This is a genomic window from Dyadobacter sp. HNCC25DJ183, assembly GCF_056895175.1.
Window position 1 is genome coordinate 92,208 of record NZ_JBXHAP010000008.1, and the last position, 17,662, is coordinate 109,869.

General features: G+C 48.6%; 18 protein-coding genes. 13 read left to right on the forward strand and 5 right to left on the reverse strand.

Features of this window, described 5'->3' with window-relative positions; all coding sequences use genetic code 11:
- Positions 1 to 5: 5 nt before the first annotated feature.
- From AC1XTG_RS20190 to AC1XTG_RS20210, 5 genes are all read right to left on the reverse strand, one after another.
- The gene (locus tag AC1XTG_RS20190; RefSeq protein ID WP_484843193.1) at positions 6 to 1,301 is read right to left on the reverse strand and encodes a TolB-like translocation protein; all 1,296 of its coding nucleotides are present in this window, start codon (positions 1,299 to 1,301) and stop codon (positions 6 to 8) included.
- A 21-nt stretch (positions 1,302 to 1,322) separates the two neighbouring features.
- Entirely contained in the window at positions 1,323 to 2,765 is a 1,443-nt protein-coding gene (locus AC1XTG_RS20195; protein ID WP_484843194.1) for a RagB/SusD family nutrient uptake outer membrane protein, read from the reverse strand.
- Between the two features lie 12 nt (positions 2,766 to 2,777).
- Positions 2,778 to 6,245, reverse strand: coding sequence for a SusC/RagA family TonB-linked outer membrane protein (locus AC1XTG_RS20200; protein ID WP_484843195.1), 3,468 nt, complete (start codon positions 6,243 to 6,245; stop codon positions 2,778 to 2,780).
- 70 nt (positions 6,246 to 6,315) lie between these two features.
- Complete coding sequence (locus AC1XTG_RS20205; RefSeq protein WP_484843196.1) at positions 6,316 to 7,314, reverse strand: FecR family protein; 999 nt, start codon at positions 7,312 to 7,314, stop codon at positions 6,316 to 6,318.
- A 1-nt stretch (position 7,315) separates the two neighbouring features.
- Positions 7,316 to 7,954 (reverse strand): RNA polymerase sigma-70 factor, encoded by a 639-nt coding sequence (locus tag AC1XTG_RS20210; RefSeq protein WP_056284312.1) that lies wholly within the window; start codon positions 7,952 to 7,954, stop codon positions 7,316 to 7,318.
- 315 nt (positions 7,955 to 8,269) lie between these two features.
- On the opposite strand from AC1XTG_RS20210, the gene gdhA reads away from it, so the two are divergent.
- From gdhA to paoA, 13 genes are all read left to right on the forward strand, one after another.
- Positions 8,270 to 9,586: an NADP-specific glutamate dehydrogenase gene (gdhA, locus tag AC1XTG_RS20215; protein WP_056286368.1), complete on the forward strand. Its 1,317-nt coding sequence runs from the start codon at positions 8,270 to 8,272 to the stop codon at positions 9,584 to 9,586.
- Positions 9,587 to 9,701: 115 nt separating this feature from the next.
- Positions 9,702 to 10,136 (forward strand): cupin domain-containing protein, encoded by a 435-nt coding sequence (locus tag AC1XTG_RS20220; protein WP_484843197.1) that lies wholly within the window; start codon positions 9,702 to 9,704, stop codon positions 10,134 to 10,136.
- Positions 10,137 to 10,177: 41 nt separating this feature from the next.
- The gene (locus tag AC1XTG_RS20225) at positions 10,178 to 10,984 is read left to right on the forward strand and encodes an AraC family transcriptional regulator (RefSeq protein WP_484843198.1); all 807 of its coding nucleotides are present in this window, start codon (positions 10,178 to 10,180) and stop codon (positions 10,982 to 10,984) included.
- Positions 10,985 to 11,056: 72 nt separating this feature from the next.
- Positions 11,057 to 12,028 (forward strand): nitrilase family protein, encoded by a 972-nt coding sequence (locus AC1XTG_RS20230; protein ID WP_484843199.1) that lies wholly within the window; start codon positions 11,057 to 11,059, stop codon positions 12,026 to 12,028.
- Between the two features lie 142 nt (positions 12,029 to 12,170).
- Complete coding sequence (locus tag AC1XTG_RS20235) at positions 12,171 to 13,175, forward strand: WD40/YVTN/BNR-like repeat-containing protein (protein WP_484843200.1); 1,005 nt, start codon at positions 12,171 to 12,173, stop codon at positions 13,173 to 13,175.
- A 2-nt stretch (positions 13,176 to 13,177) separates the two neighbouring features.
- A complete protein-coding gene (locus AC1XTG_RS20240) occupies positions 13,178 to 13,321 on the forward strand; it encodes a hypothetical protein (RefSeq protein ID WP_484843201.1) in 144 nt (47 codons plus the stop codon).
- Between the two features lie 50 nt (positions 13,322 to 13,371).
- Entirely contained in the window at positions 13,372 to 13,593 is a 222-nt protein-coding gene (locus AC1XTG_RS20245; RefSeq protein ID WP_484843202.1) for a hypothetical protein, read from the forward strand.
- Positions 13,594 to 13,809: 216 nt separating this feature from the next.
- The gene (locus AC1XTG_RS20250) at positions 13,810 to 14,217 is read left to right on the forward strand and encodes an EthD family reductase (RefSeq protein WP_082489183.1); all 408 of its coding nucleotides are present in this window, start codon (positions 13,810 to 13,812) and stop codon (positions 14,215 to 14,217) included.
- Between the two features lie 205 nt (positions 14,218 to 14,422).
- Positions 14,423 to 14,959 carry an alpha-L-rhamnosidase C-terminal domain-containing protein gene (locus AC1XTG_RS20255; RefSeq protein ID WP_484843203.1) on the forward strand — a complete coding sequence of 179 codons (537 nt, stop codon included), beginning with the start codon at positions 14,423 to 14,425 and terminating at the stop codon, positions 14,957 to 14,959.
- Positions 14,956 to 15,825: a helix-turn-helix domain-containing protein gene (locus AC1XTG_RS20260; RefSeq protein ID WP_056284295.1), complete on the forward strand. Its 870-nt coding sequence runs from the start codon at positions 14,956 to 14,958 to the stop codon at positions 15,823 to 15,825. Before AC1XTG_RS20255 ends, AC1XTG_RS20260 begins: the two co-directional genes overlap by 4 nt.
- Positions 15,826 to 15,944: 119 nt before the next feature.
- Positions 15,945 to 16,460, forward strand: coding sequence for a cyclophilin-like fold protein (locus AC1XTG_RS20265; protein WP_056284292.1), 516 nt, complete (start codon positions 15,945 to 15,947; stop codon positions 16,458 to 16,460).
- A gap of 249 nt (positions 16,461 to 16,709) precedes the next feature.
- Entirely contained in the window at positions 16,710 to 16,913 is a 204-nt protein-coding gene (locus tag AC1XTG_RS20270; RefSeq protein WP_157474704.1) for a hypothetical protein, read from the forward strand.
- Between the two features lie 71 nt (positions 16,914 to 16,984).
- Positions 16,985 to 17,629 carry an aldehyde dehydrogenase iron-sulfur subunit PaoA gene (gene paoA, locus AC1XTG_RS20275; RefSeq protein WP_484843204.1) on the forward strand — a complete coding sequence of 215 codons (645 nt, stop codon included), beginning with the start codon at positions 16,985 to 16,987 and terminating at the stop codon, positions 17,627 to 17,629.
- The last annotated feature ends 33 nt before the right edge of the window (positions 17,630 to 17,662 follow it).

Below are 17,662 nucleotides of genomic sequence, written 5' to 3' on the forward strand. Positions count from 1 at the left end.
AGTGGTTAAGGTTTCAGTTCTTCAATTGTCTTTTGCAGGTCGGCAATGTACACGCCCCTGTTATTATCGTCGTACCCATTAAAAATCACATATCTGCCGCTGCGGTCCCACGTTGGGTGGGCGTCCATCCGGAAGGAATTGTCTTCTACTTTGGGTACCCGCACATTCGCGAGAAGTATCTCCTTGCCCGTTTTCGTGTTCATCAGCCGGATCGGCACAATTCCGTCTCCTTTCGCCACGCTTTTTTCGTGGTTATAAGCGTCAGTAATGATCAGCGGCAGGCCTTTCGGATGAAAGCTGGGGTGGCCGGATCCCGGGGAGAATACGGTTTTCAGCTCGGAGCCGTCGTACTTCGCGGTAATGAGTTCGAGGCCGTTTTTGGTGCTGTCTACTTCCAGGTTCATCGAAAAGTGGTCACCGTCGGGCATCCAGGCCATGTGGTGGCCGCCTTTGGCATATTGTTTCGTGGTCACGGCGGTGCGGATATCGCTGCCGTCGGGCCTGATGGTGATGAGCGCTACTTTTCTCGGCCCGCCAGTTTTTGGTTTGATAATCAGGCAGGTCATCAGCCTGGTACCCTGTGCGTTCCACATCGCTTTGAATGTGTAAATTTCATAGTTCTCGGGATTGTCGATTCCGACCTTTGGTTTGGCTTCGTCGAAAATGCGTTTGATAGAAGCGATCATTTTCGTTTTGCCTGTTTTTACATCCGTTACAAAGAGGCCGTCGTTATTTACTACGCCCGAATTTTTGCGGCGGAATTTTTCAGGCAAAATCACCCCGTATCCCGACTGTGCGTTTACCGAATTGATCATATTGTGGCTTGCTGCCTGTTTTCCATCCGGTGTTACCATGAATGTGGCACCTTCCCATTTCCGGGATGTTTTGCGGATCGGGTCATGCAGGATGGTATAAGCTTTCCAGGTGCTGGTATCTACCTGATTGTAAAACAATTCGTGATCGGTTGCGCCCCACTGCACATTTGCGCCGACCTGCATTTCCCAGCCAAAAGAACGTTCGATGACAGTTTCCTTGCCAGTCGCCATGTCTATCAATACCACCTCGCCGACGTCACCTGCTTCGGGATAATGGTCCTCGAAAGGGATGCGGAACAAGGCAATGTATTTGCCCGACGGACTAATGGGCGAGGTGTCGTGGAAACGGTGGATGATCTTGCCCGAAGCGATTTTCCGGATCGGAATGTCGGCCGCGCCGCCGAGGGTGTTTGTTTTCGGAAAAATCATTCCCGAAAACGCAGCCGCCAGCGCACATATCCATATGGTTATCAAACAATTTTTCATAAATGTTTTGGTCGGATCAGCTTAATAACCTTCATTTTGTTTCAGTTTCGGATTGGCATCCGTGTCGGATTGCGGGAATGGGAAGAGTACGTGGAATGGCTGGATTTTCGGGTTCCGGTTGAAGGTCGTTTCGGCTTTCACGGCATCGATCAGTTTGCCGGTCCGCAGCAGATCAAAGCGACGGTGGTTTTCAAAGGTCAGTTCCAGGCGTCGTTCCAGCCAGACAGCTTCTTTGAATGACTGGTAGGTCAGGCCGGTTAATGCCGCAAGTTTGGCTCTCGTCCGTACTTTGTTCAATGCGGCATAAGCCTCGGCAGTAGGTCCGTTGTTCACTTCATTCAATGCTTCGGCGTAAAGCAGCAGTAAGTCGGAGTAGCGGAGAATGGGAATGCTGGTTCCTTCGCCGCCGCTCGTTTTCGCCGTTTTATCCCATAATTTTTGGAAGGAAACTGCTTTGGTAAAGTCCGGATCGGTGATGGACAGCTGGGTGGTAGTTCCATTGTAGGTATAGGAGGTCAGAAAAGTAATCGGTTTTCTGGCGTCCTCGGCTGAATAGAGATCAAACAGACTCTTGGTAGGCCGCGCAATCCCACTTCCGCCGCTCGGGTAAATGAGGGCACCCCGCACGCCATAACCTCTTCCCTGACCATGGCCGCGGACATCCGTCAGGTATTGAACTTCAAACACATTCTCTTTTCCACCTCTTGCTGTAAGCGCAAATGCATCAGCAAAGTTGGCATAAAGGTCATAAACCCCGGAATCGATCACCTGTTTGAGCTTGGCAACTGCCTGCGCCCAGTAGGGAGACTGGCGGTTGGTACCTGCCATCGTAATATACACTTTGGCAAGAATCCCCATGGCAGCGCCTTTTGTAGCCCTGCCCACATCGCTGGCCGGGTAGGTGGCCGGAAGCACACTTTCAGCCGCAGTGAGGTCATCAATAATCAACTTATAAACTTCTTCCACCGAAGCTTTTTCCACTTCCAGACCTTCCAGCGAAGCAGTTTCGGACGTCACGATCGGCACGCCGCCATACCATCTTACCAGGTTGAAATAATGCAACGCCCGCAGGAAACGCGCTTCGGCAATGTAACGGGTTTTCAATGCTTCGTCCATGGTGATGCCGGGCAGCCTGTCGATCACAATGTTGGACCGGTTAATGCCCCGGAAACCACCGGCATATTGAGCTATGAAAGAGTTGGCTGTGGTGATCTCGTAACGCCAGAGCTGCGGCCGGTCGGCGGCACCTGTCAGGAACGGGATCGCATCGTCGGTCGTCACCAGATCGGCAAATGGGTCAAGGTTTCCGATGGCGGCGTAGCAGGCGCCGAGCGCAGCTTTCGCGTCTTCGGCGGTTTTATAATAGGTAGCGTTTGTCAGGTTGGTGACGGGCGTAAGGTCGAGCTTGCTCTCGCAGGACATGGTCAGCAGGGCCGGAAGCAGATATATAAGGTAACGTTTCATGGATTTTATATTTTAAAATGTCAGGTTCAGTCCTACAAGAATGGTTTTGGAAGCAGGGTATCCGCCGTAATCGATACCCTGGCTTAGCGAGGAACTTCCGTAGCGGTTTACCTCAGGATCGTAACCGGTGTATTTGGTCAGCGTGAAAAGGTTTTGCGCGGCTACATAGATTTTAGCCTGCTGCGACCGCAGTTTGCTGCGCCATTGCGGAGGCAGGTTATAACCCAGCGAAATGTTCTTGAACCTCAGATACGAACCGTCTTCCACATGAAGGGTCGACAACAACCGTGAGCCGCCGGCCGCATTGGCGCGGGGAATGGTGTTGCTTGGGTTGGTAGGCGTCCAGCGGTCCAGTACACGTGTCGACTGGTTGTTTCCACCCGTGAAATTCAGCTGATCGAATGAGCCATAGTTCAGGATTTCATTGCCATAAGAACCTTGCACGAATATATTGAACTCGAAACCCTTGTAAGAAACTGTGTTGTTGACTCCCCCGAAAAAATCAGGATTGGCGCTGCCCAGGATATCCCGGTCATTGTCGTTGATCGCGCCGTTGCCGTCACGGTCCAGGTAGCGGATGTCACCAGGCTTGGCGGTTTTTTGTGCCGAATTGTCTACTTCCGACTGGTTCTGGAAAATGCCGTCCATGACCAGTCCGTAGTAGTTGCCTAGCTCGGTTCCCACGCGGAGCAGGATGGGGTTTTGGGATGTATTGGAGATCGTAGCATCCGAGCCGGTCCGGAATTCCTGGCGACCATCGAGGGTCAGGATCTTGTTGCGGTTGAATGTGATGTTGAACTCCGAACTCCATCTGAAACCACCTTTGTCGATATTGACGGTATTGAGCGCCAGTTCGAGACCTTTATTCTGTACGCTGCCAATGTTTTTCAGTGTAGTAGAAAACCCGGACGAAGTTGGTACACCGACGTCAAAAAGCAGGTCCGAAGTCTTTTTGTAATAATAATCGGCTGACAGTGTAATCCGGTTACGGAACAATCCCAGATCCAGACCAATGTCAAATTGCGCGTTTTTCTCCCATCTCAAATCGGGATTGGCGATACCGGCCGTGGCCGAACCTGTGTTGAGCACGCCGCCGATCACGTAAGGCGAAGCGCTGATGTTGGCCAGATATCTGTAATTCCCGATCTCCTGGTTTCCCGATAGTCCGTAGCTGGTACGAAGTTTCGCCTCGGTAACCGAGGGGATGTTACTGAACCAGCTTTCATTATGCAGCTTCCAGGCCAGTGCGCCAGATGGGAAAAAGCCCTGCTTGCGGTTAGGTCCGAATCGGGATGAACCGTCGCGGCGGCCAGTCAGGGTCAGCAAAAAACGGTCGTCATACCCGTAGTTTACACGTGCCAGGTAGGAGATGAGCGCCCATTCACTGGCTGTGGACGAAGGAGCGATCAGGGTAGATCCGGCGCCGAGATTGTTGTATTCAGCAAAGTCGTCGGAAAATGTATTAGCCCTGGCTACCGCTTCTTCCGTTTTGATCTCCTGGATCGTATATCCGACTAATGCGCTGAATGAATTTTTAGGGTTAAAATTTTTGGTGTAGTTTAATGTATTCTCATTCAGCCAGTTGAGTCTCTGTCTGGTGGTGATTGCCGCGCTTCCCTGCACGCTGGCGCCTACGAGTGCATTTCTGGTGACGTAGTAGTTGAGCCGGGAGGCCAGAATGTCGGCACCGATGCTGCTCCTGAAATTCAACCCGTCCATGATCTTGATGTCAACAAAAGAGTTGGCCAGCAACCTGATCGCAGAGGTTTTGTTGGTAAACTCATTCAATAGTGCCAGCGGGTTGTCGGCGCCGAGGCCATTCAGCTGTCCCTGGTTTTTGTAGTACGTGCCATCCTCGTTGTACATTTTAAATGTCGGCGAGTAGTTCATGGCTGCGCTGATCACGCCGGTGTAAGCAAGGTTGTTGGTAGGTTCCGTTTGTGCATCGTTGCTTTCGGTATATGCGCCCTGAAACGTCAGGCCGACTTTAATGCGCGAGGATACGTCCGAGTCGATATTCGAGCGTAAGGTGTAGCGCTTGAAACCCGAATTCTTGATAATACCGTCCTGATCGTAGTAACCGAACGAGATCGCATACCTTGATTTTTCCGAACCGCCGGAAATGCCCAGTTGGTGATTCTGGATCGGGGCATTTTGAAGAATGGCGTCCTGCCAGTCTGTTCCTTCACCGATCGCGGAAGGTAGAGGGCGGTCGGCATTGGAGCCGTCGAAATAGGGTTTACCTCCATTGTTAACCTGCGCTTCGTTGACAAACTCGGCAAACTGTTGTCCATTTAGCAAAGGTATTTTGCGGCGCACCGATTGCACCCCGTAATATCCTTCATAGCTCACTACCGTTTTTCCAGCCTTGCCATGTTTGGTCGTGACCATCACCACGCCATTGGATCCCCGGGAACCGTAAATGGCTGTGGCAGAAGCATCTTTCAGGATTTCAATGGATTCGATGTCGTTCGGGTTGATCGAGTTGAGGTTATCGGTAGGAAATCCGTCGACCACGTAAAGCGGGTCATTACTGGCATTTACCGAACCTGAGCCGCGGATACGGATGGTGGAGCTGCCGCCCGGCCGGGCCGAGTTACTTACTACCTGCACGCCTGCCGCCCGTCCCTGCATCGCGCGGTCGAGCGACACAATGGGTGTGGCTTTGATATTCCCTTCCCCGATCTTGGATACTGCGCCGGTCAGGTCACTTTTTTTGACCGTACCATATCCCACTACCACCACCTCTTCAAGCGCTTTGGTATCCGCAGCAAGCTTCACAGATAGGTTCGACTGGTTGGTTACTTCAATCTCTTTTGATAAATATCCAACAAAGGAAAACACCAGCGACACAGGTAATGCATTCAGCGTCAGTCTGTAATTTCCAGATGCGTCGGTGGCAGTACCTTGCTGGGTACCTTTTACCATTACACTCACACCCGGCAGAGGCTCGCCCGCCTCATCGGTTACCTTTCCCGAAATACTCACATCGGCACGGTTCTGAACCGGCGCAGCTGACGCGAGTGTCTCATTTGCAGCTGACTTACCTAATCCATTCTGCAAATCAGCCGGGTTTTCAAGACCTGTGGTTTTGATCTTTCCGGGGACCAAAGTATTGGTACCACTGCTCCGGTCGACGATCAGGTAAGAGCTTTTATTTACCTTTTTATAGGTGAGGCCCAGCGGCGAGAGCATTTCATCCAGGTTCTTTTCAACATTCCATTGTTTGTTAATGCGGAAATTGGGTACCTGCACACCATTCGTTGCCTGTGCGTCGAAGAGAATATCAATCCGGAAATGATGTTTCAGCTCGTTAAGCGCATCTCTCAAGAGCAGCGTTTTTGACTGGTGCTGCGCATTGGAATGGGTTTGTTTCGTCTGGATTACGGCCAGCGCCTGGGCACCTGCCGGAACTGAAATCAGTAAATGAAGAAAGAGGAGAGCTCCCCAAATGGTAGCCGGGTAGTAAAGTCTGGACATAATGGGTTGGGTTGTTTAGGAACAGTTTTGTATTCGCGACGGCCGGAAGATCAGCACCGGCCGCCGTACTTCAGTGGTCTGTAAAAAGCACTTTGTTGTTCTCGCGGGTGACCGAGAGGTCGAGTACTTCCGCGATGGATTGTAAAAATTCATCAATGGTACGTCCTTTAAATGATCCCATCAGCTGCCGGTTGGCGATTGTCTGGCTGCTGAATTTCACGTCAAGTCCGTACGTTTCATGGAGCTGGTAACCCATCTCTTCCAGGGTTGTCTCGTCAAACACGAACCGTTTGTTTTCCCATTCCGAATAGGTCTCAGGCGCTTCGGTGCGGGTTTTCTCCATTGGCCGGTCTTTCTTGAGCTTCACTACATCGCCGGGTTTCATAATGAGCTCTTTTTCATTTGTGGCTTCCTTGTAATGCAGTTTAACCTTTCCGTTGTTCAGCACCACTTTGGAGCCAAACTTCCGGGCCGACATCGTGAATTCGGTGCCCAGTACCTCCACGGCGAAGTTTTCGGGCGTATTAACGATGAATTTCTGGTGATTTTTAAGATGTTTCACTTCAAAACTTGCGTCACCTTTCAGGAATACCTCCCTTTTTTTATCTCCAAAATTCCAGCGTGAAAGCTTTAATACCGAGTTCCCATTCAGTTTTACTTTGCTGCCGTCGCTAAGCTCGAATATCTCAATCTCACCATAGCCTGTTTTGTAGGAAACATAGGTGATCGTGTCCCGGTTGTACCAGGCTAATCCTAATGCAATAGCTATTACGGCGGCGATTTTCCCTGCATTGTAATGCGTCCAGTTTGCCAGTTTCTCACGGAAGCTGGTGCGCTCCTCAGGAGAGGCAAGTTCTTCTTGTTCAACAATTGAAAAAAAATTTTCCAGCGCAGTCTCGCTTGGCGCGTCGTATTGAAGATGGTTTCGTTCCCATTCTTCAAGCCACTCATAGTAAAGTTCTTCGTTATGCCTGTCTGTCAGCCAGTTTTCAATGGCCGTGCGCTGCAGGGGAGATGTTCTGTTTGCAAAATGGTCGAATATGAGCCGCTTGCTGATGGTTGGTTTCATATCAAATCCAATGTTCTTTTAAGCCCTGGCGCAGGGAAAGCAGCGCCCGGCTGATGTGTACTTCTACCGTTTTGATGGAAATGCCCAGCTCGTCTGCGATCTCCTGATACTTTTTTTCTTCAAAGCGGCTCATCAGGAATATCTTACGGCACTGAGGCGGAAGGCTTTGCACCAGGCGCTCCACATGGTGCAGGATCTCTTCATACTGCGTGATCATATCGGGCAGCTGACCACTGCCAGATACGTGCCCGGCCGCTGCTTCCAGCTGTTCGGTTGGCTGAAATTCCAGCCTGATGTAGTTGTAAGCCTCGTTTCTCACCGAGCGGAACAGGTAAAACCGGTAGGAGGTGGTGATGTTTTCGTAAGACCTTGATTTCCAAAGTTTGCAAAAAACCTCGCTGACAATGTCCTGCGCTACCGCATCTGAATATACGAAGCGGGCCGCGTGGCTGCAAAGTACCTTGTGATAGCGCTTGAACAGCAATTCAAAACCATGTTTCGGACTTTTTGCAAAACCGTTGCGGATCATCCATTCACTGTCAACAGGACCGTCCGTCTGAGCCGGTGTGCGCCCCACATTCATTACATTGTCCGACTCATCGTTCTCCCCGGAGGAATTTTGTGGCAGATTATCAGTCATAAGAGGCAGGACAATTTTTTCTTTGAATCGGTCTATTATATACAAGACAACTTTTAGAAAAATACCCCTTAATGGATTCTGGATTTTCTTTAAGAAAAATGTGAATAATTATTGGTCAGTATCTGCAGCGACTCGCAATAGCGACGATTTCTTACCTTTGTTCATTCTGGTGCGCAATTCCCTGATGCGATCACGTTCACAAAAAAGGCGGATTTGATTGCGATTGTTAAAGCGGGAATGTCATTTCATACAAAAGCCACCACTTTTACCAGTTATTCACCAACCACCGAAACAGTGACTTCAGTACAATCCTTTATGGACCGGATCGTAAAGCGAAATCCGGGTGAAAACGAATTCCACCAGGCTGTCAGAGAGGTAGCTGAAACAATTATTCCTTTCATTGAGAATAAACCACAATACCAGAATGCGAAGATTCTCGACCGTATGGCAGAGCCTGAGCGCGTCATCATTTTCAGGGTTCCCTGGATGAATGATCTTGGAGAGGTGGAGGTTAACCGGGGTTATCGTGTTCAGATGAACAGCGCAATCGGCCCTTACAAAGGTGGACTTCGTTTTCATCCTTCCGTCAATCTGGGCACGCTTAAATTCCTTGCATTCGAGCAAATTTTTAAGAATAGCTTAACTCAGCTTCCAATGGGTGGTGGTAAAGGCGGGGCTGACTTTGACCCAAAAGGACGTTCCGACCGGGAGGTGATGTTCTTTTGCCAGAGCTTTATGACAGAGCTTTTCCGTCATATCAGTTCAGATAATGATGTACCGGCAGGAGATATCGGCGTAGGAGCCAGAGAAATCGGGTTTTTGTTTGGCCAATACAAGCGCCTGAAAAACGAGTTCACGGGAGTATTGACGGGAAAAGGCGCCAGCTATGGCGGAAGCCTGATCCGCCCGGAAGCTACCGGTTATGGGGTGGTGTATTTTGTGGAACAAATGCTGAAACAGCGTAACGACAGCATCAAGGGAAAAAGAGTTGTCATTTCCGGGTCCGGGAATGTAGCACAATATACCCTTGAAAAGTGCATCGAACACGGTGCCAAGGTACTGACGTTGTCTGATTCATCGGGATACATTTACGATGAACAGGGCATTGACGCTGATAAGTTTGCCTACATCATGCACCTGAAAAATGAAGAGCGGGGCCGGATCAATTCGTATGCCGATAAGTTCGGATGTGAGTTTGTAGCCGGGAGGAAGCCTTGGGAGGTTCCATGTGATATTGCCCTGCCTAATGCTACCCAGAACGAACTTGACGCAGATGATGCCCGTCTGCTGATTAAAAACGGCTGTTTTTGCGTGGCGGAAGGTGCCAATATGCCTTGTACGCCGGAAGCTATCGAGGTATTTGAAAACAATGATATTCTTTATGCGCCCGGAAAGGCGGCGAATGCGGGTGGTGTGGCAGTTTCAGGACTGGAAATGTCGCAAAATTCACTCCGCTTATCGTGGTCGCGCGACGAGGTAGACAAGAAATTACAGGATATCATATTAAATATCCACTCCACATGCCTGCGGTACGGACGTAAGCCCGACGGTCGGATGAGCTACATGCAGGGCGCCAATATAGGAGGCTTTGTACGGGTAGCCGACGCAATGCTTGCACAAGGACTTGTTTGATCCGCTGTTGCCGCATACTACTTTTAGGCTGCGTCTTACACACCAATCTTGGTAAATACCAACACGTCTGACTCTTGTGTATCCCAATTTTGCAACGTACTAAAACAACAGTAACATGCGAACACAGGTTATTTTGCTTTGTTATCGCCTGAAAACTTACCTGTCATTCATTGCGATAATCTTTCTTGTTCATATGTCGTACTTATCAGGTATGGCTCAAACCGGGCCGACGCGCAAAGCATTGCTGGACGTTATGCTGACCAGTCAGCAACTATCCAAGGTGGAGGTCAACGAAGTTACAATGGCGGCGGGCCAGAGAGCGCCCAGGCACAGCCATCCTTGTGCAGTGGTGGGGTATGTGTCTTCCGGCCGGGTGCTGTTTCAAATGGAGGGAGAAGAAAAACGCATCATTGAAGCCGGGGAAGCCTTTTACGAACCCAAAGACAAGGTTGTCCTGCACTTTGACAATGAATCTTCGGAGCAGCCGCTGACATTCATTGCTTTCTATTTAAAGCAAGCCGACGAAGAATTGGTGAAGATTATCAAGTAGGATTTAACATCTTTGATCTGCACTTAGTAAAGCAGTTTAACATGCAACGTCCAGCAACTACCGCACTTTCCCAATTGATCAAACACTTTTTGATCATTGACAGCGATGTTGCGGCGAACCGGAACCTGCGAATGTTTTCGGACGGCAATACCGGCATGGTTTTCAACTATAAAGATCCCATTCTGATCAGGCAAGATGGCAAGCCGGCTGCATTGCTTCCAGCTTGTTTCATGTACGGGCCATTTCGCCAGTATCAGGATATGACTGCCACAGGCAGAATCGGGCTCCTGGTTGCCGTGTTTCATCCTTTCGCCTTTTCTTCCATGTTGAAAATGCAGGCTAACAATATGGTAGACCAGATCGTTGACCTCGAATCCGTTTACCAGCAGGAGGCCGGCGATGTGTTTGATCGGATATGCAATGCTTCGGATTGCAATGGGAAAATCAGGGTTGTGGAAGATTTTTTTCTGGGGAAGCTTTCGAATTTCAAGCCGGTGAGCCATTATGCTATTCAGGCCGTCAAATTGATTCAGCAGCGGAATGGTGACGTGCCGGTCAGTGCGCTCTTGTCGTCGCTGCAAATTAGTGAAAGGAAATTGGAGCGCGTTTTTCAAGATAACATCGGCTACCCGGCCAAAAAATTTGCAGGCATAATCAAGGTGCAGCATTTCCTGAGGTTACTCCGGCAAAACAGGCCGTCGAATTACACAGGTCTGGTTTATGAATCCGGTTTTTTTGACCAGGCGCATTCCATTCGGGTTATGAAAAATATTTCAGGGCTTACTCCGGGCGATTATATAGCGAATGCTCATTTGCTGGCTGCCAACTTTTTAGAAATGCATATATGAGTGTCGGTTTTGTACAATCTTCAAAGTTTGCGTCGGTCTAGCTTTGCAGCATTCAACATTGATGTAAAAGACATGGAAAATTTAAAGGTTGCGACTGCCCAGTTCGAGAACCGCAGCGGAGACAAATCTTATAATCTCGAAATGATCAACAGGCTTTCCGCAAAAGCCGCACAAGAAGGTGCCACCGTGATCGCCTTTCATGAATGCTCGGTAACGGGCTATACCTTTGCGCGAAAGTTATCCCGCGAACAGCTGCTTGAAATCTCCGAAATCATCCCCGATGGTCCGAGTATTCAAAGGCTAACTGAAATCTCTCGCGCCAATAACATTACCATTTTGGCCGGCTTGTTTGAAAAGGACGCTGAGGACAATATGTACAAGGCATACGTGTGTGTTAATGCGGACGGACTTGTGGCCAAATTCCGGAAACTGCACCCTTTCATCAACCCTCACCTTACTCCGGGCAATGAGTATGTTGTCTTTGATTTATTTGGATGGAAATGCGGGATACTGATCTGTTATGACAACAACATTATCGAAAATGTACGGGCAACCAAATTGCTGGGAGCTGATATCATTTTTATGCCGCATGTAACCATGTGCACACCTTCTTCCCGCCCGGGCGCTGGCTTTGTCGATCCGGCTTTGTGGCTGAACAGGGAGTCTGATCCTACTACATTGCGTCAGGAATTTGACGGGCTTAAAGGGCGTGGCTGGCTAATGAAATGGTTGCCGGCGAGAGCTTACGACAATGCGGTCTACGCCTTCTTTTCGAACCCGATCGGAATGGACGATGACCAACTTAAAAATGGGTGTTCAATGATCGTAGACCCTTTTGGAGACATCGTCGCCGAATGCCGGGAATTGGGTGATGCTATTGCAATAGCGACACTTTCACCGGAGAAAATAAATGCCGCCGGAGGAAGCAGATACATCAATGCACGCAAACCAGATTTATACAGCGAAATCATTGGAAAGGCACATACTTCGGAACAAAAGGTTGTCTGGCTCAACGATTCCGGCAGCATTCCGGGGAAAAGCTGAATTTACACGCGTTTACATTTCTTTTTACAATTGCCGGACAAGGTTTTACAATTGATTTACAAGCACGGATAAGCAGGCGGCTACATTTGGATATGTGAAGTAAAAACAATTTTTAGCTATCATCTATCAAATCATTTCAGTCATGAAAATCCATCGCCTACCGTTCGTTCTCCTTGTTTTATTCTCGTTTGCCTTTTATCAGGCTTCTAAATCTCCAAAGTCAGCCCCACTTACGGAGAGCCATGAAAAGCTGAATAAGGTGGTAGCTGCAAACATCATCTTTAAATCTTCTGATGGCGGCAAAACCTGGCAGGACATTAGTGCAGGGCTGCCTGTAAATGCGACCGCAAACGGATTTCCGAAGGATGGTTTCATTGCCAATGAGAATGGAATCTATCTGCGCACTGCAAATGAATTGTATTACCGCAAACCAAATTCCGGGACTTCTTTTTGGAAAAGGGAGACTGTTCCGGTCAACCGTGCGAGTATTGTTCCTGGTAAAAATGGAGTGCTTGCATTTAACTATGGCGGGCAGTTTTCACAAAAAGTAAACGGAACAGATTTATGGCAGCCGATCTACACGGGTTTTCCGGGCAAGAACGTCCGCACTGTTTTTGAAGCCGGGGACACTGTTTTTGTCGGTTGCGATAAAGGCCTTTTTAAATCTGATGACAATGGAAAATCCTGGGAGCGGGTCTATGACGGAGGCTGGGCGATGAAACTGGTTGCGTCGGATGGTGTGTTGTTGGCAACCAGCCAGAAAGGCATTATCCGATCGGTAGATGGTGGTGAAAATTGGGTGAATGTGATTAATGAAGGCGGGGTGGGCATTGCTATAGAACGCATCAAAGGCGGATTTGCCGCGATCACCTTCAATACTGAAACGGAGACAAGAAGAGTACGGACATCTTATGACGGCGGTAAAACCTGGCAGCCTATCGATGCCGAGCTTCCGCCAAGTATGGAGGTCGCCTCGATAACGCAGGTTGGGGAATACCTGTTCTGCGGTCACCCGGCTGGCATTTACAGATCCTCAGACAAGGGAAAAACGTGGAAGCTTTTACTTCCGGCTATACAGGACAAAGTCTTCAACCTGTCTGTTTCCGGCAATGTGATTTACGCCATACCCAGAAGTGGAGGCTGTTAAAAATGCATGTTGTGGTTGCATTCATGTTCCGGGAGATCGATTTGATGGGAGATCAGATCGGGCGGTTTGATACCGGCCATCTGACTTTTCATCCCGCGTCCATCCCTGCGGCTGGATCGAGATTCCCCGATATGCTTACAAATTAAAAAAGGATGGGAAAGGACACGTTTTTCTGATCATTCACGGGGAGAAGATTTTGGTTTATAATGCTGCAGAAAACAGCTTTGAAACCAACCCCGGCATCATTCAATATCCCGCAACACTCAAACCAACCTCCTTACAAAGCGACGCGGCGGGCAATATCTGGATCGGCTCCAAAAGTGGACTGGGCGTTTTTAGTGCCAAAATGAAGCGGTACTATTCGGCAGGTGATGTTTCAGAGTTTCAGGCTACTTTACAAAAAGCGGCACGCATTTAATCTATCACCCATTTTCTTATCCAGCAAACCCTACATTACATTCAGTGCTATACTCATAATATTAATTTGGTGGTTAGCTGCAAAGAAAATATTGCTACATACCGCTTAATATGTAAATGCGACGAGTTGCCTGTTTGAAAGTATGAAATATGGTTTAAGGTTAATAAACTTGTATAAAAAGGGCAGGGTTGCCGGTTAACACTTAAAATCAATGATATGAAGCTAAGATTCACTTTCTCACTTTTTCTTTTGCTCAAATGTTTCGCTGCATTCAGTCAGGAAAATCAGAATGAAGGCCCTGCTTCAAAGGGCACAATTAAGATCCTTGTTATGTACCCTTATGCCGAAGGCAAAACTTTCGATATGGCGTATTATGAAACGAAACACATGCCGATGGTCGCCGGCTTTTTGGGGTCAAATTTGATTAAATACACAATTGAAAAGGGACTTGCCAGTGGCATTCCAAATCAACCGCTGCCATTTATGGCCATCGGTACATTCTACGTAAAAAGCCTGAGTGAGTATCAAGCTGCGCTGGCGCCAAAAAGGGATGCGATCCGCGCCGATTTTGCAAACTACACGAATATCAGCCCGGTGATTTTAGTGAGTGAGATCGTAAAATGAAAATCAAATTTACGTGTAATTATCCGCGACATTGTCACTTTGCCTTAATCGGTAAAACTGGTAAATGAAACAGTAAAATGTATAAAACAAATTCAAGCCAAGCTGACAATATTTGATGCGCATTGACACGAAATGTGATGTCATCAACAACCGCTTCGCCAAGAAACTGCCTATATGGAGATCATTCGGTAAAGTTTAGCAGTTGATGGCTTTTTGTTTCCAGCAATACACGCCGTTGAGCTGGCGGACATATCGCTACATCCAGCTGGTGGTCGAGATCAGGGCGGATCCCCTGGTGATCGATGACATTTACGGCACTTTCACGGGCTATCCTTTCGAGCAAAAAGCGAAATCGGCTGGCGTACTGCCCGGCTTTGCGCATTTGAGACCTATATGGATTGTCCATATTATGATCAGTTGCAATACATTGGCGACGCCCACGTCGCGCTCGGATTGCCATGCGTGGGGATCGAGCCCTAACATTGAATTTTTCAGGACGGTTTTGGGGATTGACAGCGATGCGGCAGGTTTTGCAAAAGTGAAAATAACACCTCATTTGGGTTCGATCACAAGTATCAGCGGGGAGATGCCGCACCCGAACGGCGTTATTTCGGTGAACTATCAAGTGCAGCAAGGCGCGATGCAAGCAGAGATCAATCTTCCGGAAAAAACCTCGGGGAGCTTCGTTTGGAAGGGTAAAACCGTCCCTTTGAAGCCAGGGAAAAATGCGCTAAAAATATGAAAGATCGTAACGTTGCACCTGTATCCGAATTTGGTGCTGAGCTCAGAAACCAGGGATTCAAGGTTTTTGAAATCAAAGCTGGTGAAAATGTGGTCAGGACTTACAACCGGAAAGATTTTTATAAAATCTGCCTGGTTACAGGTCGCAGTATTGTGCAGTACGCCGACCGCGGAATTGAGATCGATGCAAAGACTTTATTCTTCGGTAACCCGCATATCCCATACTCCTGGGAGATCATTTCGGAGGAATATACCGGGTACACCTGTTTGTTTTCGGAAGGTTTTTTGAAGGTCAATGAACGTTCGGAAAGCCTGCAGGAAAGCCCGTTATTCAAAATAGGAGGGACGCCCATTTTTACATTATCTGAGGAGCAGCGGGACTTCATTGCTTCGATATTTCAGAAGATGATCGCCGAAGATGCGACAGACTACTTGTTCAAGCATGATCTGATGCGTAACTACATCAACCTGCTCATTCACGAAGCATTGAAAATGCAGCCCGCTGAGAATTTCTTTAAACATAAAAATGCGGCCGAGCGTACGGCTTCTTTGTTTTTTGACCTTTTGGAAAGACAATTTCCAATTGAAAGTATCGATCAGCCCATGCAGTTTAAAACGGCCCAGGAATTTGCTAACCGGCTCTCGGTGCATGTGAATCATTTGAACCGGTCTGTGAAAGAAATTACAGGCAGACCGACCAGCGCCCACATTGCAGAAAGGATCATTATGGAGGCAAAAGCGCTTCTCATCCATACCGATTGGACCATTGCCGAAATTGGCTATGCGCTTGGATTTGAGTATCCTGCGTATTTCAACAACTATTTTAAAAGACTCACCGGCACTGTGCCATCTTCGGTGCGATCCTGATTCATCTTGCGACGTGCTTTGGTCAGCATTGTTTGATATCCATAGTATACCGGTTGATTTCCATTGGATTCAGCAGTGGGATTCCCGCTAGATTTGAAGTATTAAAACGCAGAAAGCACATGAAACAATCAAGAGCAATCCTGTACCCTTTACTGGTATTTATCCTGGCGATCATGGCATGTAATTCAAACGGTAGCATGGACCCGAACCGCAATAACGACACCGGGCTGGAAAGCCCCGGTCAGGATAGCCCCGGCATCGACAGCACTGACGTGGACTCTTCCGGCAACCGATTGAAAATCATCATTGGTTCAAGAACATTCAATGCCACGCTGGTTTCGAGCCCGACCGTTACGGCCTTCAAAGCAAGACTTCCAATGACAGTGAACATGACCGAGTTGAATGGCAATGAAAAGCTTTACAATTTCGGCAGCGCCTTGCCAACCAAAGCTTCCAACCCGCGCAACATCGCAGCCGGTGATCTGATGCTTTACGGATCCTTCACGCTGGTGCTTTTTTACGAGTCATTTCCGACACCGTACAGCTATACCAGGCTAGGGAAAATAGACAATCCATCCGGTTTTGCTGCGGCTGTCGGCAAAGGTTCGGTTTCAGTCCGCTTTGAAATGGAATAGGGAAGGGGTGGAGTTGTCAGAGTCGCTTTTTAACGAAGCGATACCTCGCCTTTGTAGCCCCAGAGGGGCTTCCAGTCTATCACGAAATCGCACAAGATAGGATGTAGGGGGCTCCTCCGGAGCCAGGTTTTGGAATATTTATTTCGCCTTTTTTGCATCGCCTTTGTAGCCCCAGAGGGGCTTCCTGTTTATAGAAACATCGCACAAGATATGAAAAAGGGCTCCGGAGGGGCCTCCTGACCGACTACAATGAAGGAGGCCTCGCGGGAGCCTGGATATAGAGGAAATCTGTTTATGGCGATCGCTTCCGCGATCCGCCAGCTGGACGATGCGGATATGCCTTTCGGACAGTTTGATATTCATAAGGAATTGTTTGATATCCTACATTCTCCTCAATCGTGTCAGCTTATATTGGGTATATCAAAAGAGTGCAGAATGATCACGATTTTGTGACTATGACTTAGCTTACTTTTACACGGTATAGTTATTGTAGTTCAACAAGTTATACGCAAAAGGGCGAAACTATGAAAGAAGAAAATTCAGCAGGCCACATCAGCCGGCGCGAAATGCTGGCCGGGACTGCAATTGCAGTTACCACGCTGGCTATTACCAAGGTCACCGGAGTAGAGGCGGGGCCGGAGCCGCAGGCCGTTACACCTGTTGTTTCAGCTGAGGTATCGTTCACCGTGAACGGAAAGGTCCAGAAACTGGAAATCGATACCCGGACAACATTGCTGGATTCACTCCGGGAACATTTGCACCTGACAGGCACCAAAAAAGGTTGTGATCATGGACAGTGCGGTGCTTGCACGGTGCTTGTCAATGGCAAGCGTATCAATTCCTGTCTTTCGCTTGCATTACAGCATGAAAATGATTCGATCACAACCATCGAGGGGCTGGGCACACCGGAAAAGCTTCATCCGATGCAATCTGCATTCATCAAGCATGACGGATACCAATGCGGTTATTGCACGCCTGGACAGATCTGTTCGGCCGTGGCTGTTCTGGAAGAGATAAAGGCAGGCATCCCCAGTCATGCCAGTGCCGATTTGAATTCGAAAGTTGCTTTTACCAATGAAGAATTCAGGGAACGGATGAGCGGGAATATCTGCCGGTGCGGCGCATACTCCAACATTGCCGAGGCAGCAGCAGAAGTTGCGGGCGCATAGCGGGTAAAACCTAATGCATCATTTTCACCAAAG